A 23,237-nucleotide genomic window follows, 5' to 3' on the forward strand; every position below is an offset into this window, starting at 1 on the left:
GCCTCAGTACCGACTTCATATTACCAGATAAAACCTACAATAAATTTTGCTGCAACCCACAAACAATACATAGAATCAATGTAGGAGCATCACGCTTTAAAGTTCTCAGACGCTGAAAACCAGCAGTTTTTCGAACAGTGCCTGACAACGTGTGCGCAGCATATTTCGCAACAACTGTACGGGCTTGCCCAATTGTGCCCGATGAGTGCACATCAAGTTCAGTGGTGCAGCTTCACCCTGCAAGTGTGGCAAGACTAACTTCAACCGCCCGGCCTGCACGTCATTGGCCACATCCAGCCAGGACTTGTACGCGATACCGACACCCGCCAACGCCCAGCGCCGGACCACATCGGCATCGTCACAGAAGCGATCTCCGCGCACACTCACGCCCACCTCACTGGCGCCCTCGCCAAAGCGCCAATGGTCATGCACACGGCTGCCAAGCTGGTACAGCAGGCAATTGTGCTGGGCCAGTTGCGCAACTTGCGTTGGTTCGCCGTGCCGGGCCAGGTAGGCGGCTGAAGCGCACAACACCCGGCGGTTGTCCGGGCACAGCGGCAAGGCCACCAGGCTTGAGTCTTCCGGGGCGCCATAACGCAGTGCAATATCCGCGGCCTGGCGAAACAGGTCGGCATTGCGATCGCCCAGCAGCAAGCGCACATTGAGCTGCGGGTGCTCGTCCTGCAACTCATCGAGCCACGGCAGCAGTACGTTACGACCAAAATCCGAGGGTGCCGACAACTGCAGGGTGCCGCTGACCTGATCCTGCCCATGGGCCAGAATTCGCTGCCCCTCCTCCAGGCTCGACAGAGCAGAGCGGGCATGCTGCAAGTAACCTTCGCCCTCGGCGGTCAGGCGCAGGTTGCGGGTCGAACGCGCCAGCAAGCGCACGCCCAACTGCTGCTCCAGCCGTTTGAGCGACGCGCTGGCCACGGCCGGTGACAAATCGAGCAAACGTGCCGCAGCAGACAGACTGCCCAGTTCGGCAGCACGAACGAACAACTGCAGATCATCGATACGCAACCCGGGCACCCGCCATTATCAAAATAATATTGAAAGTATCTGTAGTTTTAGCGGCTTTTAACCGCAAGTGAAAGCACCAATCATGGCCCTCATTGACCACTCGCCGAGGAACTTCCATGAAAGCCGTTGCCTACTATCACTCGCTGCCCATCACCGACGCGGCCGCCCTGCAAGACATCGAACTGCCAGCCCCCGAACCCGGCCCACACGACCTGTTGGTAGAAGTGCGGGCGATTTCGGTGAACCCGGTGGATACCAAGGTTCGCCAGAACGTGCAGCCAGAAGGCAGCGCCAAGGTACTGGGCTGGGACGTGGCCGGTGTGGTCAAGGCGGTGGGCAGCGAGGTCAGTCTGTTCCAGCCGGGCGACAAGGTTTATTACGCAGGCTCCATCGCCCGTGCTGGCGGCAACAGCGAGCTGCATGTGGTGGATGAGCGGATCGTCGGGCACATGCCGAAAACCCTGGGCTTTGCCGAAGCGGCGGCGCTGCCGTTGACCGCCATCACCGCCTGGGAACTGCTGTTCGAGCGCCTGCAGATCGCCGAGGGCCAACAGGACCTCGGCCAGAGTCTGCTGATTGTCGGTGCCGCTGGCGGCGTCGGCTCTATCCTCACGCAACTGGCAAGCAAGCTGACCGGCCTCACCGTGATCGGCAGCGCCTCGCGCCCGCAAACCCAGGACTGGGTGCGTGAACTGGGCGCCGATCAGGTCGTCGATCACAGTCAGCCGCTGGCCGCCGCGCTCAAGGCCCAGGGCATCGAGCAGGTGACGCACGTCGCCAGCCTGACCCAGACCGACCAGCACCTCGAGCAATTGGTCGAAGCCCTGGCGCCGCAAGGCAAACTGGCGCTGATCGATGATCCCAAGCAGCTGGACGTGACCAAGCTCAAGCGCAAGAGCCTGTCGCTGCACTGGGAGTTCATGTACACCCGCTCGCTGTTCGAAACCGCCGACATGATCGAGCAGCACAACCTGCTCAACCGGGTGGCCGAACTGATCGACAACGGCACGTTGAAGACTACCCTGGGCGAGCATTTCGGCACCATCAATGCCGCCAACCTGCGCCGCGCCCATGCCCTGCTGGAAAGCGGCGCGGCCAAGGGCAAGATCGTTCTGGAAGGCTTCTGAAAAGGCGCGCCCACCTCGCTTGCGGGGTGGGCGCGACCGTCAGTCCGACAACTGACTCAGGTCATTCCGCTGCCCGTGGCCGGCGCTACAATGCATCAGCCAACGCCAACCTCAGGTATGCAGATATGAATATCCAGGTCAGTGCATCAGCAAAAAAGCCCGGCTGCCCATGGCAGGTTCAGCTCGACCAGCATGTGGTGAGCTTTCGCAGCGAGGCCGAGGCCCGCGCCTTCGTCAACACCCTGCAAGCCAGGCTCCAGGCGCCGCACCCGCTCAAACGCAGCGGCTGAGGTTCAGCCTGCGGGTCAGCATCGCCACGCTCACCACCGCCAGGCCGCACAGGCTGATGACGATGGCCATCGGTACCGCCGTGCCGTCGTGCAGCACCCCCACCAGCGCCGCAGCCGCGGCCGCCACACTGAACTGCAAACATCCCAGCAGTGCTGAAGCGCTGCCGGCCCGGGCGCCCTGCCCGCTCATGGCGCAAGCCGAGGCGTTGGGGATGATGCAGCCGAGGCTGGCGATGCAGATGAACAACGGAATCAGCAAAGGCCACAGCGCCGTCGGGTGCAATGCGCTGATGCCCAGCAAGGTCAGGCCCGCCGCCAGGTAGACCCACACCGCCCGGGCCAGCAAGAAGGCCGGGCCACGCTTGGCCAGCAGTCGCGCATTAATCTGCGCCACCAGAATGAACCCCGCCGCGTTACTGCCGAACAACCAGCCATAGTGTTCGGCCGGTACCCCATAGAGCTTGATGAAGACGAACGGCGAGCCGGCGATATAGGCAAACATCCCGGCGATGGCAATGCCGCCGGTCAAGGCGTGGCCGAGGAAAATGCGGTCCTTGAACAACCGCCCGTACTGGCGCAGCGAGCCGGACAAGGGCGGGCGCGGCTGATTGGCCGGCAGGCTTTCCGGCAGGCCCAGGGCCACGGCCAGGGTGCACAGGGCACTGAACAGGGTCAGGGCAATGAAGATCGACTGCCAGCCATACAGGTTGACCATCAGGCCTCCAAGCATCGGTGCCAGGATCGGTGCCAGGCCCATGACCAGCATCAGCTGCGAGAAGACCTTGGCCGAACCCACGGCATCGCACTTGTCGCTGACGATCGCCCGCGACAGCACCATCCCGGCACAGCCACCGAGGGCCTGGACGAAGCGCGCCACGATCAACGCATCGAGGCTCGGGGCGAAGGCGCAGGCCAGCGACGCCAGGGTGAACAGGGTCACCCCGACCAGCAGCGGAATGCGCCGGCCAAAGCGGTCGGCCACCGGCCCATAGGCCAACTGGCCTAGCGACAGGCCGAGGAAGTACGCCGCGAGGGTGGTCTGGATGTGCTTCTCGTCGGTACCGAAGGCTAGCGCCATGGCCGGGAAGCCGGGCAGATAGAAGTCGATCGCCAGGGGCCCGAACGCACTCAAGGCGCCGAGAATCAGGATGGTTCGCAGGTTCATCGGAAATCCGTAGCAGGCTAAGCAAGTCCGCTAGTCTAACCGCCCCGCCGGGGTTTCGCTGACAGAGTTACGCTTGCGCGACGAATCTTTTATCCACCGCGCAAGCGTCGGCTGTCAGGCGGGTTCGGCCGTGTAGCCCTCTGCACGAATTGCCGTGAGGATATTGTCTGCCGGCAACTCGCTCTGCACTTTAACCAGCTTGCGAGCCAGATCGATCTCGACCACAGCCTCCTCATCATGCTCCCGAACGGCACGAGTGATAGCCTTGGCGCAATGGCCGCAGGTCATTCCTTGAACAGTGAATACTTGCATTGCAACAGCCTCCTGTGGGGTTTGAGCGCAGTCTCAAGCTTGCCATCGGGGCAAGGTCAAGTACCCGGATTGCCTGCCGGGCTGGAAATCAGCGCGCCGCTCCGCCAAGCTGCAAGCCTGAGAATTGATTAGCAGGAGTTTGAATTCATGCGCAGGGCAGCTTTGGGCCTTTTCGGCCTGCTGGGAGTAATGGGCCTGGTTCCCCAGGCCAGCGCCGAAGGCAACGCCGACTACAGCGTACTGACCATTTCCCGCGAGCGCCTGGAAGTGGCGACCTCGTGCGAGATCGGCGTATACCTTGATGACCAGCTTTCGGCGCGGCTGTTCCAGGAGCAGTCGACCTCGTTCAACCTGCCGCCGGGCAAAGTCGCGGTACGCCTGCGCCTGTTGCCGGCACAGATGCCGGGCTGCCAGAACGGCCTGGAGAACCAGCGTAGCCAGCAACTGACCTTGAAGGCCGGTGAGATCAATAAATACCGCATCGCCGTGGACCAGAATGGCCTCAAGCTGATCAGGGCCGGCTTGGACTATTGACCTTCCCCGTATGGCAAGGTTGATGCTTGAGGCCTGTCCAAGGAGGAGTGCCCCATGTCCGCATCTACCACATTCGATCTGCCGATTGCCGGCATGACCTGCGCCAGCTGTGCTGGCCGGGTCGAGCGCGCCCTGCGCAAGGTCGTTGGTGCCGAACAGGTCAGTGTCAACCTGGCCACCGAGCAGGCCCGCATCCAGGCCCCGGCCGACAGCCTGCCCGCGCTGGTCGAAGCCGTCGAGCAAGCCGGCTACAGCGTGCCAGCGCAAAGCCTCGAACTGCAGATCGGCGGCATGACCTGCGCCTCCTGCGTCGGGCGCGTCGAGCGCGCCCTGGCCAAGGTCGCGGGCGTGCAGCAGGTGACCGTCAACCTGGCCAACGAACGTGCCCACCTGCAGCTACTGGGCCAGGTCGACAGCAGTGTGCTGATCGATGCCGTCAGCCAGGCCGGCTATAGCGCCAGCCTGCCGCAGAGCGCCAAGGTCAACCAGGCCGACGCCGAACGCCGCCTGCGCAAGGAGCGCTGGTCGGTGGCCCTGGCGGTGCTGCTGGCCCTGCCGCTGGTGCTGCCGATGGTCCTGCAACCCTTTGGCATCCACTGGATGCTGCCGGCCTGGGCGCAGTTCGTCCTCGCCACTCCAGTGCAGTTCATCCTCGGTGCGCGCTTCTATGTCGCCGCGTGGAAAGCCGTGCGCGCCGGTGCCGGCAACATGGACCTGCTGGTGGCCATCGGCACCAGTGCCGGTTACGGCCTGAGTATTTACGAATGGGCCACAGCCAGCGCCGGGGTCATGCCGCACCTGTACTTTGAAGCTTCGGCGGTGGTGATTGCCCTGATCTTGCTGGGCAAATACCTCGAAAGCCGGGCCAAGCGCCAGACCGCCAGTGCCATCCGCGCCCTGGAGGCCCTGCGCCCGGAACGCGCACTATTGCTGGTCGACGGCCAGGAGCGCGATGTCGCCATCAGCGAGCTGCGCCTGCATGACCTGGTGCTGGTCAAGCCCGGCGAGCGCTTCCCGGTCGACGGTGAGGTGGTCGAAGGCCAGAGCCACGCCGACGAAGCGCTGATCAGCGGCGAAAGCCTGCCGGTACCGAAACAGCCGGGTGACAAGGTCACCGGCGGTGCGATCAACGGCGAAGGCCGTCTGCTGGTGCGCACCCTGGCCCTGGGCACGGAAACCGTGCTGGCGCGGATCATTCGCCTGGTCGAAGACGCCCAGGCCGCCAAGGCGCCGATCCAGAAACTGGTCGACCGGGTCAGCCAGGTATTCGTCCCGGCCGTGCTGGTGCTGGCACTGATTACCCTGGTGGGCTGGTGGCTGAGCGGCGCACCGATTGAAACCGCACTGATCAACGCCGTCGCCGTGCTGGTGATTGCCTGCCCGTGCGCCCTGGGCCTGGCCACACCGACGGCGATCATGGCCGGTACCGGTGTCGCCGCCCGCCACGGCATCCTGATCAAGGACGCCGAAGCCCTGGAGCGCGCCCATGCGGTCAACCGCGTGGTGTTCGACAAGACCGGTACCCTGACCTCCGGCAGCCCGCGCATTGTCCACAGCCATGCGCTGGTCGGTGACCAGGCGCATCTGCTGCAACTGGCCGGCGCCCTGCAGCGCGGCAGCGAGCACCCGTTGGCCAAGGCGGTGCTCGATGCCTGCGAAGAGCAAGGCCTGCGGGTGGCCGATATCAGCAACAGCCAGTCGCTGACCGGCCGTGGTATCGCCGGCGTCCTCGACGGCCGCGAACTGGCCCTGGGCAACCGCCGCATGCTGGATGAAAGCGGCCTGCAACCCGGTGAACTGGCCAGCAGCGCCCAGGCCTGGGAAGCCGAAGGCCGTACCCTGTCATGGTTGATCGAGCGCAGCCCGCAGCCGCGGGTGCTGGGTCTGTTCGCCTTCGGTGACAGCCTCAAGCCCGGTGCCGGGCAAGCAGTACGCCAGCTGGCCGGGCAAGGCATCAGCAGCCACCTGTTGACCGGCGACAACCGCGGCAGTGCCAACGTGGTGGGTCAAGCCTTGGGGATCACCGACGTGTACGCCGAGGTGTTGCCCGCCGACAAGGCCGCCACCGTTGCCACGCTCAAGCAGTCCGGCGTGGTCGCCATGGTCGGCGACGGCATCAACGACGCCCCGGCCCTGGCTGCCGCGGATATCGGCATCGCCATGGGCGGCGGCACCGACGTGGCCATGCAGGCGGCGGGCATTACCCTGATGCGCGGCGACCCGCGCCTGGTGCCGGCAGCCCTGGAGATCAGCCGCAAGACCTACGCCAAGATCCGCCAGAACCTGTTCTGGGCGTTTATCTACAACCTGATCGGGATTCCCCTGGCCGCCTTCGGCATGCTCAACCCGGTGCTGGCCGGCGCCGCCATGGCCTTGTCGAGCGTCAGCGTGGTCAGCAACGCGCTGCTGTTGAAAACCTGGAAACCGGCCACCCCGCCTGAGGACGATACCCAATGAATATCGGCCAAGCCGCCCGCCGCTCAGGGCTGAGTGCGAAGATGATCCGCTACTACGAGTCGATCGGCCTGCTCAAGCCGGCCCTGCGCAGCGACAGCGGCTATCGCCTGTACCAGCAGGACGACCTGCACCAATTGGCGTTCATCAAGCGCTCGCGGGACCTGGGGTTTTCCCTGGAAGAAGTCGCCCGCCTGCTGACCCTGTGGCAGGACCGCCAGCGCGCCAGTGCCGACGTCAAGGCCCTGGCCAGCCAGCACATTGACGACCTCAACCGGCGCATCGAGGAATTGGTGAGTCTGCGTGACACCTTGAGCGAGCTGGTCGCCCACTGCCAGGGCGACGACCGCCCGGACTGCCCGATCCTCAAGGACCTGGCAGCCGGCGGCAGCTGCTGTCACTGACGGCGTTTACTGGAGCCAGGGCGGCGCCGGTTCTTCGTCCTTGACCGTGCCCCGTTCGGCGTCGGCCTTCGCCGCACGCCGACGGGCTTCATCAATGCGCGCCGCGTCGATCTCGCGCATCACCCCGTCAACGTCAGCACTGTGCTCGTCATCGGCGAATACGCCGGTCAACGGGCTTTCCGGGAGCAGATTGCCGGCCTGGTACAGGGCCCACATCTCACGGGCATAGCGCGTCTGCTTGAGCTCCGGGGCGAAACGCCCGAAGTAGGCGGCCATGTTGCCGACATCGCGCTCAAGCATGCTGAACGCGTGGTTGTTGCCGGCGGCGTCGACCGCTTGCGGCAGGTCGATGATCACCGGGCCGTCCGGGCCGAGCAGCACGTTGAACTCCGAGAGGTCGCCATGGACCAGGCCGGTGCAGAGCATCAGCACGATCTGGCGGATCACGAAGGCGTGGTATTCCCGGGCCTGCTCAGGCTCCAGGTGCACGTCGTTCAGGCGTGGCGCGGCGTCACCATATTCATCGGCGACCAGCTCCATGAGCAGCACGCCATCAAGAAAATCATAAGGCTTGGGCACCCGCACACCGGCATTGGCCAGGCGGAACAGCGCCGCCACTTCGGCGTTCTGCCAGGCGTCTTCAGCCTCCTTGCGGCCGAACTTGGAGCCCTTGGCCATGGCCCGGGCCTGGCGGCTGTTACGCACCTTGCGGCCTTCCTGGTACTCGGCGGCCTGGCGGAAACTGCGCTTGTTGGCTTCTTTGTAGACCTTGGCGCACCGTAGCTCCCGACCGCAGCGGACCACATACACCGCAGCCTCCTTGCCACTCATCAGCGGTCGCAGTACTTCGTCGACCAGTCCATCTTCAACCAGCGGTTCAATGCGTTTTGGAGTCTTCATCGGTTTCTGTCGGGGGTCCTGTCTGGCCAAACACGGGATTGTTATAGGTCTCAGGTCCTGGAACCTGCTTGTCGCTGAAGCAAGACCGCACTGCGTTGTAACGGCTATCTGCCTGACTTGCCATTCTTTTTCTGCCTGAAGGCGACCAAACGGTCACAAAATTCGGCAACTACCAATAAATACGGGGGATTCCCCCCAAGTAACACTTTATTTCCAGTGCACACGGCCGATGTAGTCTGCAGCAGCCTCGTACGTTTACAAGAAAAATTCTGGAGCGCGGATGAACATAAAACAAAAACTGACCTGGGCCTTCGCCGTAATCGCCAGCTTGCCGGTGATTCTGGTCGCCACCCTGGTGGTCCTCAACCTGCGCAGCGAAGCCCGCGAAGGCTTTGTCGACGGCAGCAGCCGCGAGATCCGCCAGGTGGCCAACGCCATGCAACTGTTCTTCGAAGGCATCAGCCAGAACGTCGACTACCTGGCCGCCCAGCCGCTGGTCAGCGCTACCGGCAGCGAGGTGAAAAAGTACCTGGGCGCCGATGCTGGGCAAATCGCCCTGGGCGAACAGGACAAGAAACTCTACGATTTCTTCGCCAGCCTCGCCGCCAGCCATCCCGCCTATTCCTACGTGTCCTACGGCCTGAGCGATGGCGGTTACGCCTTCTGGCCGGGCGACGCGAAAATGGCCAACTACGATCCGCGCCAACGCCCCTGGTACCAGGCGGCCATGGCCAACCCAGGCAAGACCCTGCGCACCGACGCCTACTATTGGGCCGGTGATGACGCCGTGCTGGTCAGTACCGTGCGCGCCATAGCCAACCAGCTCGGCAACCCCGGTGGCGTGGTCAACATCGACGTCTCGCTCAAGCAACTGACCGAGATCGTCAAGCAGATCAAGCTTGGCGAAAGCGGCTACCTGATGCTGCTCGAAGACAACGGCAGCGTGCTGGTCGACCCGCGCGATCCGGCGCACAACTTCAAGCAGCTGGGCAGCCTTGGCGAGGGCTATGCGCAACTGGCCAAGGCCGGCAAGGGCCTGGTCGAAGTCGAACTGGATGGCGAACGCTACATGGCCAACGTCTGGCCTTCGGAACAACTGGGCTGGAACTTCATTGGCCTGATCCGCCACGACGAAGTGATGCAGACCGCCACCCAGCTGACCTGGCTGGTCGCCGCCCTGGCCCTGGTGCTGGCGGCAATCTTTGCCCTGGTCGGGGCCACCTTCGCCAAGCTCATCGTGCGCCCGATCCACAGTGTTACCAGCGGCCTGGAAGGCATCGCCCAGGGTGAAGGCGACCTGACCCGCAGCCTGGAAGTGCGCGGGCGCGACGAAACCGCGCAACTGGCCAGCTGGTTCAACCAGTTCCTTAGCGCGATTCGCAACCTGATCCAGAACATCGGCCAGGCGGCGAACAAGATCCTCGCCACCTCCAGCAGCTCGACCCAGGTTTCCCACGACATGGCCGAAGCCGCCGGGCGCCAGCGTGAAGCGGTGGACATGGTCTCGACCGCCTTCCACGAAATGGTCGCCACCGCCAACGAAGTCGCCCGCTCCTGCAGTCAGGCCGCCGACTCGGCCGATAGCGGCCAGCAACAGGCCCGCGAAGGCCAGCAGCAGATCGATGCGGCAGTGCAGAGCGTCGATCGCCTGAGCCAGGAGATTGAACAATCGGCGCAGTCGATGCAGCAACTGGAACGCGACAGCAACGCCATTCAGTCAATTCTTGGCACCATCCGTTCGATCGCCGAGCAGACCAACCTGCTGGCCCTCAACGCCGCGATCGAGGCCGCCCGCGCCGGAGAGCAAGGCCGTGGCTTTGCCGTGGTCGCCGACGAGGTGCGGGCCCTGGCCAAGCGCACCGCCGACTCCACGGCCGAGATCGACAACCTGCTCGGCAACCTGGCCAACCGCACCAGTGAAGTGGCCCAGCAGATGCACGCCAGCCTCCAAGTGTCGCAGCAGTCGGTCAGCCGCATCGGCCTTGCGCGCAGCAGCTTCGGGCAGATCCGCGAGTCGGTGGACATCATCCGCGACATGAACACGCAGATCGCCACCGCTGCCGAAGAACAGCACCAGGTAGCCGAAGACATCAACCGCCATATCAGCCAGATCCACGGCGATGCGCAGTTGGTGGCGGAGCTGGCCAATTCGGCGCGCCAGGACTCGCAAAGCCTGGCCGGTCTGTCCAATGAACTGGATGCACTGGTACGGCGCTTCCGTACCTGACGGCTAGAAGCGCAGCTCGCCTGGGGTAGAGCCGAACAAGCCCTTGAAGGCGGCGATATAGGCCGAGGTGGAGTCGTAACCGCAGCCCAGCGCGGCTTCGGTGACGCTCTGCCCGGCCTCCAGTGCAGTCAGCGATGACAGCAGACGCATGCGCTGGCGCCAACCGCGAAAGCTCAAGCCGGTTTCGCGCTGGAACAGGCGCATCAGGGTCTTTTCCGAGGTATTCAGACGCTGCGCCCACTGGGTGAGGGTCTGTGTCTGCTCGGGGTGTTCAAGCAATTGGTTGCACAGCTCGAGCAGCCGCGGGTGTTGCGGCAAAGGCAGCGAAAACCCCACTTCCGGCAGTGCCTGCAACTGGTCGAGCAATACCGCAACCAGCCGCGCTTCGGCGCTGTTGCCTTCAGGGTAGGCCGCCGGCAACAGGCAGAACTGCTTGATCAGTTCACGGGCCAGCGGCGTCACTTCCAGCACCCGGCACTGCCCCGGCGCCCAATGGGCTTCTTCGCGGCGCACATACAGGCTGCGCATCTCGGCCTGCATCGAGGTCACCACCTCGTGCTCGACCCCGGCCGGAATCCACACGCCCCACTGCGGTGGCGCAAAGTAGCTGCCTTCGGCGGTATAGACCCCGAGCACACCACTGATCGCATACGAAAACTGCACCCAGTCATGCTGGTGGCGCGGCGTCCAGGAGCCGGCGCCGAGGCTTTCGGCGCGGGCATACAGTGGCCGGGGCAAGCGCTCCAGGTGCGGAATCGCCCGGGCCGACGGTTTTTGTCCGTTACTCGGCATCAGTTGGCCTTATGTCGCAAGACGGTAATCACCCGCCGAGCGTAGCCTCTGGGCTCAATGAATACAAAATGATTCGCAGGCCCGCCTATGCAAGCACTCAAACACCTCAAACGCGTGGTAACCGACTGGTTCCTCTGCGGCATGTTCCTCGCCACGTTCCTCGCCTGGCTGTTCCCGCAATTCGGCCGCAGCGGCGGCGCACTACACGCCGAGGTGGTGATCAATGTCGGCGTGTTCCTGGTGTTCTTTCTGCACGGTATCAACCTGTCCAGCGAACAGATCCGTCACGGTCTGAATAACTGGCGCCTGCACCTGATGGTCCAGGGCTTTACCTTCCTGGTCTTCCCGTTGCTGTGGTGGCTGGGCAACAAGGTGCTCGGCAGCCAGTTGCCGGCACTGTTGATGCTCGGCTTTTTCTACCTGTGCGCCCTGCCCTCGACCATTTCTTCGTCGGTGGCGCTGACCGGCAGCGCCGGCGGCAACGTGCCAGCGGCGATCCTCAATGCCAGCCTGTCCAGCGTCCTGGGGATATTCCTCACTCCCTGGCTGGTGAGCCTGGTGGTCGGCAGTGGCAGTGACGGCATTGACCTGGGCGCGACCCTGCTCGACCTTTGCGCCCTGCTGCTGTTGCCGCTGGCGCTTGGTCAGTTGCTACGGCCCTGGTTCGGGCGTTTTTTCGCCCGGCACAAGCGCTACACCAATGTCATGGACAAGCTGGTGATCCTGCTGTTGGTGTATGCAGCGTTCTGCAACTCGATGGTGTCGGGGATGTGGCAGCAGCAAGGCGGCTCGGTGATCGCCTTTGCCCTGGTGGGCAGCGCCCTGCTGCTGGGGTTGATTCTGCTGCTCACCACCCGTACCGCGCGGGCCCTGAACTTCAGCCCGGCAGACGAAATTGCGGCGGTGTTTTGTGCCAGCAAAAAATCCCTGGCCGCTGGCGCGCCCATGGCCGCACTGATCTTCGGTGCGCACCCCGGACTGGGGCTGATCCTGCTGCCGATCATGATCTACCACCCGCTGCAGTTGATCGTCTGTTCGATCATGGCCGAGCACTATGCCAATCGCCCGGCCCCGCAGGTCAGCCCCGTGGCCCAGGTCAACGCTCGATGATCGCCGTCACACCCTGACCGCCAGCGGCGCAGATCGAGATCAGGCCACGGCCCTTGCCGGCGGTGGCCAGCAATTTGGCCATGTTGGCCAGAATGCGCCCACCGGTGGCGGCAAAGGGATGCCCGGCGGCCAATGAGCTGCCCTTGACGTTGAGCTTGCTGCGGTCGATTGACCCCAGCGGCGCGTCCAGGCCCAGGCGGGTTTTGCAGTAGTCCGGGTCTTCCCAGGCCTTGAGGGTGCACAGCACTTGCGCGGCGAAAGCTTCGTGGATTTCGTAGTAGTCGAAGTCCTGCAGAGTCAGGCCGTTGCGCGCCAACAAGCGTGGCACGGCATAGGCCGGGGCCATCAACAGCCCTTCGTGACCTTTGACGAAATCCACCGCAGCGGTTTCGCCATCGAGCAGATAGGCCAGCACCGGCAAGCCACGCTCACGGGCCCAGTCTTCGCTGCTCAGCAGCACCACCGAAGCGCCATCGGTCAACGGCGTGGAATTGCCTGCGGTCAGCGTACCCTGCCCGCTGCGGTCGAACGCCGGCTTGAGGCTGGCGAGTTTCTCCAGAGTCAGGTCCGGGCGCAGGTTGTTGTCGCGGGTCAGGCCCAGGAAGGGGGTCAGCAGATCGTCATGCCAGCCTTCGCTAAAGGCCGCGGCCATGTTCTGGTGGCTGCGCAGGGCCAGCTCGTCCTGCTCCTGGCGCGGGATCTGCCAGGTCTTGGCCATCTGCTCGCAATGCTCGCCCATGGACAGGCCGGTGCGCGACTCGCCGTTGCGCGGCAGCTCGGGTTTGAGGTGGCCGGGGCGCAGCTTGAGGAAGGCTTTGAGCTTGTCGGCGGTAGTTTTGCCACGGTTGGCCTGGAGCAAGATCCGGCGCAAGCCTTCGCTCACCGCTATCGGCGCATCCGAGGTGGTATCAACGCCGCCGGCGATGCCGCAGTCGATCTGCCCCAGGGCGATCTTGTTGGCCACCAGCAAGGCGGTTTCCAGGCCGGTGCCGCAGGCCTGCTGCAGGTCGTAGGCCGGCGTTTGCGGCGACAGCCGCGAGCCGAGCACGCTCTCGCGGGTCAGGTTCATGTCGCGTGAATGCTTGAGCACCGCTCCCGCCGCCACTTCACCCAGGCGCAGGCCATGCAGGCTGTAACGTTCGATCAGGCCCTCAAGCGCGACAGTGAGCATCGCCTGATTGCTGGCAGTGGCGTAAGGGCCGTTGGAACGGGCGAAAGGAATGCGATTGCCGCCAATGATGGCGACCCGGCGCAGTGAGCGCATGCGTAATGTCCTCTTTTTCCCCAATGGTCCGCTACAGCGTAGGTGTTTTTTGCCCAGTCGAACGACCAATGGCCAATCATGGTCCACACTTTCAAGCTATTTCAGGGAGAACCGCACATGAGCGACCGCTATATCGACTTCGCCAACTCCGACCTTGGCCGCCGTCTGGTAGGTGCCGTCGGCCTGCCCAGCCCGGCGCGCCTGGAACGTTGGCAAGCCGGCCGCCTGCGGCCGATCGAAGGCGCCCTGCTGCTCGGCGGCGGGCCATTGGCCAAGACCGTCGAAAGCTTCGCCAAGCGCCTGACCGACGAGCTGTACAGCTTCGCCAGCCCCGAACTTGAAGCCAGCGAGTGGGTGGCAGGCTTGGGTCCCAAGCTCAAGGCGGTGGTGTTCGATGCCAGTGAACTGGACGATATCGACCAGCTCAAACAACTGCGCGAGTTCTTCCAGCCGCTGTTGCGCAGCCTGGCGCCCAGCGCGCATATCGTCATTCTCGGCCGCGCCCCGGAACAGCTCGACGACCCACTTGCACGGGTTGCCCAGCGCGCCCTCGAAGGTTTCAGCCGCTCGCTGGCCAAGGAGCTGCGTGCCGGCGGTACCCTGCAACTGCTTTACGTCGACGAAGCCGCTGAAGACCAGCTCGAAGGGGCGCTGCGTTTCTTTCTCTCACCGAAAAGCGCGTTCATTTCCGGCCAGGTGCTGCGCCTGGAAGCCTGCGGCACAGCGGTACAGGACTGGAGCCGGCCACTGGCCGGGCGCAAGGCGCTGGTCACTGGCGCTGCGCGGGGCATCGGTGCGGCGATTGCCGAAACCCTCGCGCGCGATGGCGCCGAAGTGATCCTGCTTGATGTGCCGCCGGCCAAGGCCGACCTCGAGGCCCTGGCCGCGCGCCTGGGCGGGCGCAGCCTGGCCCTGGACATCTGCGCGGCCGACGCCCCGGCGCAGTTGCTCGAAGGCCTGCCCGATGGCATCGACATCGTCGTGCACAACGCCGGCATCACTCGCGACAAGACCCTGGCCAACATGACCCCGGAGTTCTGGGACTCGGTGCTGGCGGTCAACCTCAAGGCCCCGCAACTGCTGACCCAGGCGCTGTTCGACAGCGGTGCCCTGCACGATAACGCGCGTATTGTGCTGCTGGCCTCGATCAGCGGCATCGCCGGCAACCGTGGCCAGGCCAACTATGCCGCGAGCAAGGCCGGGTTGATTGGCCTGGCCCAGGCCTGGGCGCCGAAGCTGGCCGAGCGCGGCGCCAGCATCAATGCCGTGGCCCCCGGGTTTATCGAAACGCGCATGACCGCGGCCATTCCCTTCGCCCTGCGCGAGGCCGGGCGGCGCATGAGCTCGCTGGGCCAGGGCGGCCTGCCCCAGGATGTCGCCGAAGCGGTGGCGTGGCTGGCGCAGCCAGGCAGCGGCGCGGTCAATGGCCAGGTGCTGCGGGTTTGCGGCCAAGCCGTGATGGGGGCCTGAACATGACCCGAAAATGGCTTGAGCTGGGCAGTACCGCGGCGCTTTCCGGGCTGTACCTGCGCGCCGCACGCAAGCGCAAGATCAGCGGCGACAGCCTGCCGGCCAGTGGTTTGCGCTGCCACCTGAACGTCGACCCGCAGCAGTTGGAGGCCTACCGCAAACTCTGTCATTTCAGCGAAGACGGGCGCCTGCCGCCGACCTTCCCGCATGTCATGGCCTTCGCCCTGCAAATGCAGTTGCTGAGCGCAGCGGACTTTCCCTTCCCGCTGCTGGGGCTGGTGCACCTGTACAACAGCATTCGCGTAGTACGCCCCCTGGGCGGTATCAGTCGCCTGCGTTTCAGCGTGCATGTGGATAACCTGCAGGCCCACGAAAAAGGCGGCACCTTCGACCTGATCACCGAAGCTGAAGACGGCCTCGGCCTGCTCTGGTCCGAGACCAGTCGCATGCTCTGCCGGGGCCTGAAACTGGGCGGCGAGCCGGCCGCGGTCGACGCGCCTGAAACCCTGCCCTTGAGCGAGGCGACCCGCTGGTACGCCGACAGCGATATCGGCCGGCGTTACGCCAAGGTCTGCGGCGACTACAACCCGATCCACCTGAGCGCCATCAGCGCCAGGCTGTTCGGCTTCCCTTGCGCCATTGCCCACGGCATGTGGAGCAAGGCCATGACCCTCGCTGCCCTGCGCGGGCACCTGCCGGTCAGCGGTTATGAGATCGAGGTGAGCTTCCTTAAACCGGTGCGCCTGCCCAGCGAGGTAATCCTCAATGCCAGCCCGGCAGCGGCCGAGGGCCAGTTGCAGCTCGACGGCCATGGCGAGCTGGTGCACATGCGCGGCGCCTGGTGGCCATTGAACTGAGAGCGCCCCTTGCGTTGCGAAGGCGCCCGCCTGAAGCTATGCCGCTTGAGGAGAGCCCTGATGAACCTGCAAGAACTGACCGAACGCCTGCACCGCATCCGCGACACCAATGATTGGCGCGGCTTTCACAGCCCGAAAAACCTGGCCATGGCCGCCAGCGTCGAGATGGCCGAACTGGTGGAAATCTTCCAGTGGCTGACGGAAGACCAGTCGCGCCAGTTGCCGCCCGAGCAGCTTGAGCACGCCGGCCAGGAAGTCGGCGATATCGTCCTCTACCTGTTGCTGCTGTGCAGCGAGCTGGGCCTGGACATGGAGCAGGTGGTCAAAAGCAAACTGGCCGACAGCGAAAGGCGTTTTGCCAAATGAACGACCGTCACTTCGATGAGCTGGCCACCCGTTTTGCCGAGAAAATCTACGGCGGTGCCAAAGGCGCGATCCGCCTGGCGGTGCTTCAGGCCGACCTGGCGCAAGCCCTCCCCGATCGCCCACTGCGCGTACTGGATATTGGCGCGGGCCTGGGCCACATGGCCCTGTGGCTGGCCCAACGCGGCCATCAGGTAACCCTGGCCGAGCCCGCCGCGCCGATGCTAGACGGCGCCCGCGAACGCTTTGCCGAAGCCGGCCAGCAGGCCACGTTCATCCAGGCGCCGTGGCAGGACCTGCTCGGCCAGCTGACCGAACCCTACGACCTGGTGCTGTGCCATGCGGTGCTGGAGTGGCTGGCCGAGCCTGAGACCATCCTGCCAGTGCTGCATCAACTGACCCGTGCCGATGGCTGGTTGTCGCTGGCGTTCTACAACCGTGACGCGCTGGTGTACCGCAACCTGCTCAAGGGCCATTTCCGCAAGTTGCGCAGCAACGAACTGGCCGGTGAAAAGCAGAGCCTGACCCCGCAAAAACCACTTGATCCACGTACGCTCAAGGCGCAACTTGAAGACTTGTGGCAGATCGAAAGTGAAAGTGGTGTGCGGGTTTTCCACGACTACATGCCGCGCGACTTCCAGGCCAAGGCCGAGCTGCTCGACCTGCTGGAAATGGAGCTGGCACATCGGCGTCACCCGGCGTTTGCCGGCCTGGGCCGCTACCTGCACTGGATCTGTCGACCGCGTTGAAGCGCCCCACCGGGAGGGTGACATGCCGTACCGTTTGACCCTGGGCCTGTTGTGCCTGGCCCTGGTCGCCTGCCAGGGCAGCAACCCCTATGTCGCCAGTTCCCGGCCAATACCCCCGGCGCCGCCGCAAGCGGCCAACACCTTCGATGCCAGCGCCTACCCTGCCGCGCCGCGCGACTACGGGCGCTACCGCAGCTGGGCATGGCTCAACGGCCAGCTACCGGCTGGCAGCACCTATGCCGAACCTGCCCAGGTCGCCGATGCGGTCAGCAATGCCCTCGACCAGCGCGGCCTGCGTCCGGCACGCAACGGCCAGAGCGGCGATCTGCTGGTCAGCGCCGACCTGCGCCTGGAACGGCGCCTGCGCCAGGTGCGCGAAGACTACTATCCCTACGACACCTATCCCTACGGTGGTTACGCGGGCTTAGGCGGCTACCGTAATGGCTACGGGGTCTACGGCAGCGTGCCGCTGGTGCGTACCTACGAGGTCGAAGTGATGGTGGTGCGCGTTGATCTGTACGACGCCCGCGACGGCCAGCCGGTGTGGAGCGCCAGCGCCGAAACCGCCAGCCAGGACTCCCAGGGCAAGCGCGCCGACGCCCTGCGCGAATCGGTGCAAAAGGCTCTGGCCAGCTATCCTCCCAGTTAAAGGCAATCGGAGAACCATCATGTTGCGCCGTCTCGCTTTACTTTCGTTAGTGCTGTTGCTCGGCGCCTGCCAGAGCGGCAACGTCACCCAGGACTTCGATGCCAGCCGGGATTTTGCCGCCTACCGCAGCTGGACCTGGCAGGAACCGGCTTTGCAGTACCGTCCGGACGACCCACGGATCAAGAGCGACCTCACCGAGCAGCGCATTCGCCAGGCGGTGGCCGGCCAGCTCGACCAGCGCGGGCTGCGCCCGGCCCAGGGCAACAGCCGCGGTGACCTCAAGGTGCAGGCCTACCTGATCGTCGAGAACCGCCAGCAACAGGTCACCACCAACTATGGCGGCGCCTGGGGCGGCTATTGGGGCGGCTACTGGGGTGGGCCGATGTACAACGAAACCCGCAGCGTCGACTACAAGGTGGCAACTATCCAGGTCGACCTGTTCGATGCCCGCGACGGCAAGCTGGTGTGGCGCGGCAGTGCCGAACAGATCATGAACAACTACCCGCCAAGCCCGGAAGAACGCAACACGGCAATCCAGAACACCGTCGCCAAACTGATGGGCAACTACCCGCCACGTTGAACCTCACCCGCCAGTCGCATACAGGCGACTGGCCATTATCTTGACTACACTCCTTTGCACTGCTGCTGCCCCGCGCGGCCATGGGCCGGCAAAGGAGTGCTCGTGTCTTCTCGCTTTCCAGCACGGCAACGTGGCGCCATCGGCTTGATCGCCGCCCTGACCCTGGGCATGGCCTTGTTGTTCGTGCTGCTGGTGGTCGACAGCGGGCGGTTGTACCTGGAGCAGCGCAAATTGCAGCGGGTAGTCGACATGGCGGCGCTGGAGGCGGTCAATGGCAAAGGCACCTGTCTGCCACCAGGACCCAATGCGCAAACCCTGGCAGTCCAGGCAGCGACTCGCAACGGTCATAAACCAGGCGCCGAGCCCAGCCTGAAGGTCGAGTGCGGCAGCCTGCAAACCGGCGCTGGCAGCCTGCGGGTATTCACGGCCGATGCCAGCAAAGCCGATGCCATACGCGTTACGGCGAGTTATACCCTGGACACCAGCATTGCCGCCGGTATTCGCTCGCTGGCGTCCTCTGCACCCTTCAGTTCCAGCACTCGCCTCAGCGCTCATGCGACCGCCGCCCAGGCCGGTCCGCCGTTGGCCCGTTTGAACATTCGCAGTACCTTGCTGAACATCGATTCGTCACGTTCGGCGCTGCTCAACTCATTGATGAGCACATTGCTGGGCAGCCAGGTCAATTTGAGCCTGGCCCAGTGGCAGGGCTTGTTGCAGGCCAACGTCAACCTGCTCAATTACCTCGATGCCCTGGCGATCAAGGCCCAGGTCACTGCAGGCAACTACACCGAACTGCTGGGCAAGACCCTCCAGCTCGGTGAAGCCCTGGACGTCATGGCCAAGGTGGCGGCGCAGAACAACCCGCTGGTGGATGTCAGCGGCCTGGCCCAGCTCAGTGTGCTGGCCCAGAACGCGGGGGGCATTGTCCTGGGGGATTTGCTCAATATTCAGAATGGCGGCTCGAGTGCCGGGCTGGATGCGAAACTGCAAGCTTTGCAACTGGTTCAGGGCATGGTGCAACTGGCCAACAGCGCACACGGCGCCGAGGTCAGCCTGCCGGTCAGTTTGCTGGGCCTGGCCAATATCTCGACGCGGGTCAAGATCATCGAGCCACCGCAGTTTTCCGCGTTGGGCAATCCGGCCAAAGCCACGAGCAACGCAAAAGATCCCGAACAGATCTATGTTCGTACGGCCCAGACCCGCATTCTGATCAAGGTCGACCTCGGCCCCTTGCTCGGCGGTATCAACTTGGGGATCATCAAGGTATTGCCCAATCCCAGCCTGGATGTGGGCCTGGAGGTTGCCAGTGCCAGCAGTCATGTGACCGGCTACAACTGCGCCTGCGCCGCCAGCAAAAGCCTGACCGTACGCAATGAAGCGGCGGCGGTGAAGGTGCTGATCGGCACGATCAACAGCAACAACTTCTTTTCCTCGACGCATCCGGTCGATGCCAGCCCTCTGGTCCTGCTCAGCGTGCTGGGGATCGATATCGGCCTGGGCGCGAACTCACCGGTTTTCAGCCAGAGCGAATCCTTCAGCTACCTCAAGCCACCCGAGCTTGAACAGGACTCGGCCAACCACCTGCTCAGCTCGAAAAACATCGTTTCCAGCGTACGCAACACCTTGCAGGGCCTGGAGCTGAGCCCGCAGATTCCGCTGGTCAGCCTGTTGCTCAATACGGTCTCAGGCCTGATCGGTGGTTTGCTGGGGGCTCTGCTCGACCCGATCATCAACAACCTGCTGACGCTGCTGGGTATCGATTTGAACCAGGTGGAGATCGGTGCCAACCTCAGTTGCCACAGCGGTCGCGCTCAACTGATGATCTGAGCCAGCGGCAACTCGATGCAGAACCGCGCACCGTGCTCGCCGTTTTCGACACTCAGGCAGCCACCCATGGTGTCGATGATGCCGTAGCTCACCGACAGCCCCAGACCAGTGCCGACGCCCACCGGCTTGGTGGTGAAGAACGGCTCGAAGATGCGCTCGAGCAAACGCGGCTCGATGCCGCCGCCGTTGTCCTCGACCAGCAAGCGCAGTTGCTGCGCATCCCGCTCAAGACTCAGGGCGATCCACGGCTGCAGGTCGCGTTGCTGCTCGCGGCGGGCCAGCAGGGCATCGCGGGCGTTGACCAGCAGGTTGATCAGCACCTGCTCCAGCTGATCCTGATGACCACGGACCTGCAGCTCGTGCTCAGGCACCTGCACCCGTAGCTCCACCCCCTTGCCACGCAGGCCGTCGGCCAGCAACGACAGGGCCCCCTCCACCGCCTGCCAGGGCGCGAACAGTTGCTGCTCATGCTCAGAACGCCGACCGAATACGCGCAGGTGATCGACCACCTTCGAGGCGCGTAGCACCTGGGCGTCGATACGCCTGAGCTTGTCCTGCAGGTAGTCGACCTCGGCATTACCGTTTTCCAGGCGCTTGAGGGCGTTGACCACGGCCATGCGCATCACGTTGAGCGGCTGGTTGATCTCATGGGCAAGGCCGGTGGCCATTTCACCGAGGGTGGCCATTTTTGCGCTTTGCAGCAGTTGCTGCTGGGTGCGCCGTACTTGCGTGTTGTCGCGGCCCACCGCCTGGATTTCCTGCAACTGGCCATGCTCGTCGAACAGCCCACGATCGGACCACACCCACCAGGCATGCTCGCGCCCTGGCAGTTGCAGGCAGATCTCGGCGCTGCTGACCGGCTGCTCCGGGGTCAACCCCGCCAGGCGTTCGACAAAAGCCTCGCGCTGCGTCTCGGACAGCCATTGGCCGAGGTTCACTCCGGCCAGTTGTGCCGGTGCGCACTCCAGGTAATCGGCCAGCGGCTGGTTGCCGAATACCAGGCTCAGGTCCGGCCGGTAGCGGCAGATCATCGCTGGGGAATCCTCGACCAGCACCCGATAGCGCTCCTCGCTCTGACGCACTTTTTCCGCAGCTTCCGTAGCCTCGCTGATATCCAGCCAGATGCCCACCACCTCTACCGGCAAGCCCAGGTCATCGCGCAGCAGACGGGCTTCATCGAGTACCCAGTGATAGCCGCCGTGATGATCACGCAGGCGATAACGGCTGCGGCTCTGGCCCAGTTGCAGCAGCGTGCGGGTACGTTCCAGCCACAGTGGCTGATCATCGGGGTGCAACCACTGCGCAGGCTGCAGCGCCTCGCCAGTCAGCGGCTGCCAGCCGAGCATCGGCAACAGGCTGGCACTGCAGAACTCGGTCAGCAACGCGCCTTCGGCGTAGCGCTGGATATAGATCACCGCCGGCGAACTGGCGATCAGGTTTTCCAGGCGCGCATGGGCAGCACTGGCCTGCAGCTGCTGCGCCTTGATGTCGCTGATGTCGAGCATGAAGCCCTGTACCCGGCGGTTGCCGCCGCTACCGTGCACCTGGCCGCACAAACGATACCCGCGCGGCTGCGTCTGGGTGTTGTGGTCGAGCAAGCGCAGGTTCAGTTGCAAGGCACAGCCCTGGCGCTGCAGGTCGCCAAAGGCCAGCTGGGTGGCTTCGCGGTCCGCCGGGTGCACGCGGCTCAGCCATTGATTGAGCGTCAGCGCCGCAGGAACACCCAGGCTCTCGGCCAGTGCCGGGTCCAGGTGCAGGTGCGGCTCGTCCAGGCGCCATTGCCACCAGCCAGCGCCCAACTGCAGTTGCAGGCTGTCCAGGCGTTCGCTTTGCTGATGCAGTTGGTGCGCAGCCAGGCGACCGAGCAGGGGTTCGACGAAGGCGGCGGCAACCAGCAGGGCATCCTCGGCTTGCAACACCTCTTGCGGCTCGACACAGATCAGCCAGGCCTGATTGACCTGGCCTTGGGCAAAGGCCAACAGGTAAGTCGAAAGCCCCGGCAGCAAAGCCTGCAAGCCAGGCTCGCAGGCGCTGCTGAGCATGCCCGCCGGCAACTGGCGATCGAGCAACGGCGCGATCTGTTCGTCACGCGGCCAGTGCAGCGCGTCGCCGCTGCAGGCATAGGTCTGCCAGCCCTGCCCGGTTTGCACCAGCACCGCCGCGCACCGGGCTCGCCAGTGGCGTACCAGCCAGTTGAGCTGTTCTTCGGCCACCGCTTGCAGGCGTTCGATACTGCAGGCGCGCAATGCGCAGGCCAGGTGCGTGGTTAGGTGCTGCTGACGCTCGGCGGCCAGGGCCTGCTGGCGGTGCTGCAACAGGTCGCCGATATCAAACAGTTGCAGCAACCAGCCGCCATCGCTCTGGGCCAGCAACCAGCCTCGGGTGTGCAGGGTGTGGCCGCCGGCCGCCTTGAAATCCAGCTCCAGCGGCTGGCCCTGCCAGTCTGCCGGCTGGCCTTCGAGCACCAGCAGGCTGTAAGGCTGCACGTAGTCGTGCAGGCGCACGCCGGCCTGGGTCGGCAGCGCCAGCGCCGAGCGCAGCGGGCCGGCCAGGCGCAACACCCTGGCCGCGGCATCCAGCCACAATTGCAGGCCCACCGCCGGCACCTCGGGCCCTTGCGGCAAGGGTTCTTCGACCGGCGCCGCGCGCCCGCGCCAACGTTCGAACAGGCTATGCCCGCCACTCACAGTTGCAGACTCGCTTCAGCCTTGAGGCTGGCGGGCAGACGCGGTATCTCACCGATGCCCGGCAGGGTCAGTACCGGCACCACCGAGGTCAGTTTGGCTTTGGCGTAGTCGATCTTCACCGTCAGCAACTTGCCCGCCGTAAGGTTGATGCTGGCATCGCTGTTGACCTGGAAATTCAACGACGCCGGCATCCACGCCAGTTGCTCACCGAGCACGCGTTTGGCCAGAGCATTGACATCCGCGCTGTAGGTGGCGCTGCCAGGATCCAGCGCCACGCAGCGGCGCACCGCTTCGCTGCTGGCCTGGTTGAACGACTGCAGCATCAGCATGGGCAGGCCGTAGCTGAGCACCCCATAGAAAACCGCGAAGAAGATCACGAATACCGCGACAAACTCGAGGGCTGCCGCACCTTTTTGCCGCTTGCACAGGCTTGCTTTCATGATCGCGTCTACC

The 23,237-nt window shown here is 64.4% G+C and carries 22 protein-coding genes and 1 pseudogene; 15 read left to right on the plus strand and 8 right to left on the minus strand.

The annotated features are described in order from the left end of the window. Nucleotides 1–105 precede the first annotated feature (105 nt). Nucleotides 106–1,023, minus strand: coding sequence for a LysR family transcriptional regulator (locus F8N82_RS21730; protein WP_038997330.1), 918 nt, complete (start codon nucleotides 1,021–1,023; stop codon nucleotides 106–108). Between the two features lie 116 nt (nucleotides 1,024–1,139). Here F8N82_RS21730 and F8N82_RS21735 point away from each other — a divergent pair, with 116 nt between their 5' ends. Next, the gene (locus tag F8N82_RS21735) at nucleotides 1,140–2,150 is read left to right on the plus strand and encodes a zinc-binding alcohol dehydrogenase family protein (RefSeq protein ID WP_038997331.1); all 1,011 of its coding nucleotides are present in this window, start codon (nucleotides 1,140–1,142) and stop codon (nucleotides 2,148–2,150) included. A 125-nt stretch (nucleotides 2,151–2,275) separates the two neighbouring features. Beyond that, a complete protein-coding gene (locus F8N82_RS21740; RefSeq protein ID WP_010221743.1) occupies nucleotides 2,276–2,440 on the plus strand; it encodes a hypothetical protein in 165 nt (54 codons plus the stop codon). Here F8N82_RS21740 and F8N82_RS21745 read toward each other — a convergent pair. Beyond that, a complete protein-coding gene (locus F8N82_RS21745) occupies nucleotides 2,424–3,605 on the minus strand; it encodes a multidrug effflux MFS transporter (RefSeq protein ID WP_038997332.1) in 1,182 nt (393 codons plus the stop codon). The genes F8N82_RS21740 and F8N82_RS21745 overlap by 17 nt on opposite strands. Before the next feature lie 114 nt (nucleotides 3,606–3,719). Continuing rightward, entirely contained in the window at nucleotides 3,720–3,917 is a 198-nt protein-coding gene (locus F8N82_RS21750; RefSeq protein WP_038997333.1) for a heavy-metal-associated domain-containing protein, read from the minus strand. A gap of 147 nt (nucleotides 3,918–4,064) precedes the next feature. On the opposite strand from F8N82_RS21750, the gene F8N82_RS21755 reads away from it, so the two are divergent. From F8N82_RS21755 to cueR, 3 genes are read left to right on the plus strand one after another with little or no spacing between them, the layout of a single operon-like run. Next, nucleotides 4,065–4,451, plus strand: coding sequence for a hypothetical protein (locus F8N82_RS21755; RefSeq protein WP_038997334.1), 387 nt, complete (start codon nucleotides 4,065–4,067; stop codon nucleotides 4,449–4,451). 54 nt (nucleotides 4,452–4,505) lie between these two features. After that, nucleotides 4,506–6,908: a heavy metal translocating P-type ATPase gene (locus F8N82_RS21760; RefSeq protein WP_038997335.1), complete on the plus strand. Its 2,403-nt coding sequence runs from the start codon at nucleotides 4,506–4,508 to the stop codon at nucleotides 6,906–6,908. After that, nucleotides 6,905–7,309, plus strand: coding sequence for a Cu(I)-responsive transcriptional regulator (gene cueR, locus F8N82_RS21765; protein WP_038997336.1), 405 nt, complete (start codon nucleotides 6,905–6,907; stop codon nucleotides 7,307–7,309). Before F8N82_RS21760 ends, cueR begins: the two co-directional genes overlap by 4 nt. A gap of 6 nt (nucleotides 7,310–7,315) precedes the next feature. Here the strand turns inward: cueR and F8N82_RS21770 are convergent, their stop codons facing one another. Continuing rightward, nucleotides 7,316–8,209, minus strand: coding sequence for a PA4780 family RIO1-like protein kinase (locus F8N82_RS21770; protein ID WP_038997337.1), 894 nt, complete (start codon nucleotides 8,207–8,209; stop codon nucleotides 7,316–7,318). A 436-nt stretch (nucleotides 8,210–8,645) separates the two neighbouring features. Between F8N82_RS21770 and F8N82_RS27715 the strand changes: the two are divergent. Together F8N82_RS27715 and F8N82_RS27720 are read left to right on the plus strand one after the other, a co-directional pair. Beyond that, nucleotides 8,646–9,578 (plus strand): annotated as a pseudogene (locus tag F8N82_RS27715) (HAMP domain-containing protein); the annotation flags it as partial. A gap of 129 nt (nucleotides 9,579–9,707) precedes the next feature. Continuing rightward, complete coding sequence (locus F8N82_RS27720; RefSeq protein WP_414602501.1) at nucleotides 9,708–10,436, plus strand: methyl-accepting chemotaxis protein; 729 nt, start codon at nucleotides 9,708–9,710, stop codon at nucleotides 10,434–10,436. 3 nt (nucleotides 10,437–10,439) lie between these two features. Here F8N82_RS27720 and F8N82_RS21780 read toward each other — a convergent pair whose 3' ends face one another. Continuing rightward, nucleotides 10,440–11,228: an AraC family transcriptional regulator gene (locus F8N82_RS21780; protein ID WP_038997339.1), complete on the minus strand. Its 789-nt coding sequence runs from the start codon at nucleotides 11,226–11,228 to the stop codon at nucleotides 10,440–10,442. Nucleotides 11,229–11,315: 87 nt separating this feature from the next. On the opposite strand from F8N82_RS21780, the gene F8N82_RS21785 reads away from it, so the two are divergent. After that, nucleotides 11,316–12,338 carry a bile acid:sodium symporter family protein gene (locus F8N82_RS21785; RefSeq protein WP_038997340.1) on the plus strand — a complete coding sequence of 341 codons (1,023 nt, stop codon included), beginning with the start codon at nucleotides 11,316–11,318 and terminating at the stop codon, nucleotides 12,336–12,338. Here the strand turns inward: F8N82_RS21785 and F8N82_RS21790 are convergent. Continuing rightward, complete coding sequence (locus F8N82_RS21790; protein WP_038997341.1) at nucleotides 12,325–13,602, minus strand: acetyl-CoA C-acetyltransferase; 1,278 nt, start codon at nucleotides 13,600–13,602, stop codon at nucleotides 12,325–12,327. The genes F8N82_RS21785 and F8N82_RS21790 overlap by 14 nt on opposite strands. A gap of 117 nt (nucleotides 13,603–13,719) precedes the next feature. On the opposite strand from F8N82_RS21790, the gene F8N82_RS21795 reads away from it, so the two are divergent. The 7 genes from F8N82_RS21795 to F8N82_RS21825 all read left to right on the plus strand — a co-directional run bounded on the left by F8N82_RS21795 (nucleotide 13,720) and on the right by F8N82_RS21825 (nucleotide 20,097). After that, nucleotides 13,720–15,072, plus strand: a complete 1,353-nt coding sequence (locus F8N82_RS21795; RefSeq protein WP_038997342.1) for a 3-oxoacyl-ACP reductase — start codon at nucleotides 13,720–13,722, stop codon at nucleotides 15,070–15,072. 2 nt (nucleotides 15,073–15,074) lie between these two features. After that, the gene (locus tag F8N82_RS21800) at nucleotides 15,075–15,929 is read left to right on the plus strand and encodes a MaoC family dehydratase (RefSeq protein ID WP_038997343.1); all 855 of its coding nucleotides are present in this window, start codon (nucleotides 15,075–15,077) and stop codon (nucleotides 15,927–15,929) included. A 60-nt stretch (nucleotides 15,930–15,989) separates the two neighbouring features. Next, a complete protein-coding gene (locus F8N82_RS21805; protein WP_038997344.1) occupies nucleotides 15,990–16,295 on the plus strand; it encodes a MazG-like family protein in 306 nt (101 codons plus the stop codon). Next, nucleotides 16,292–17,041, plus strand: coding sequence for a methyltransferase domain-containing protein (locus F8N82_RS21810; RefSeq protein ID WP_038997345.1), 750 nt, complete (start codon nucleotides 16,292–16,294; stop codon nucleotides 17,039–17,041). The genes F8N82_RS21805 and F8N82_RS21810 overlap by 4 nt, the downstream gene beginning before the upstream one ends. Before the next feature lie 22 nt (nucleotides 17,042–17,063). Continuing rightward, nucleotides 17,064–17,690, plus strand: a complete 627-nt coding sequence (locus F8N82_RS21815; RefSeq protein ID WP_038997346.1) for a DUF4136 domain-containing protein — start codon at nucleotides 17,064–17,066, stop codon at nucleotides 17,688–17,690. A 19-nt stretch (nucleotides 17,691–17,709) separates the two neighbouring features. After that, on the plus strand, nucleotides 17,710–18,270 hold the full coding sequence (locus F8N82_RS21820; RefSeq protein WP_038997347.1) for a DUF4136 domain-containing protein: 561 nt from the start codon (nucleotides 17,710–17,712) through the stop codon (nucleotides 18,268–18,270). A 102-nt stretch (nucleotides 18,271–18,372) separates the two neighbouring features. Continuing rightward, nucleotides 18,373–20,097: a pilus assembly protein TadG-related protein gene (locus tag F8N82_RS21825; RefSeq protein ID WP_150777036.1), complete on the plus strand. Its 1,725-nt coding sequence runs from the start codon at nucleotides 18,373–18,375 to the stop codon at nucleotides 20,095–20,097. Here F8N82_RS21825 and F8N82_RS21830 read toward each other — a convergent pair. Together F8N82_RS21830 and F8N82_RS21835 are read right to left on the minus strand one after the other, a co-directional pair. Beyond that, the gene (locus F8N82_RS21830) at nucleotides 20,082–22,784 is read right to left on the minus strand and encodes a PAS domain-containing sensor histidine kinase (protein ID WP_338918871.1); all 2,703 of its coding nucleotides are present in this window, start codon (nucleotides 22,782–22,784) and stop codon (nucleotides 20,082–20,084) included. The genes F8N82_RS21825 and F8N82_RS21830 overlap by 16 nt on opposite strands. Further along, nucleotides 22,781–23,224, minus strand: coding sequence for a TadE/TadG family type IV pilus assembly protein (locus F8N82_RS21835; protein ID WP_038997350.1), 444 nt, complete (start codon nucleotides 23,222–23,224; stop codon nucleotides 22,781–22,783). The genes F8N82_RS21830 and F8N82_RS21835 overlap by 4 nt, the downstream gene beginning before the upstream one ends. Nucleotides 23,225–23,237: the final 13 nt, after the last annotated feature.

The sequence above is a fragment of the Pseudomonas fluorescens genome (genome assembly GCF_902497775.2).
Lineage (GTDB): Bacteria > Pseudomonadota > Gammaproteobacteria > Pseudomonadales > Pseudomonadaceae > Aquipseudomonas > Aquipseudomonas putida_F.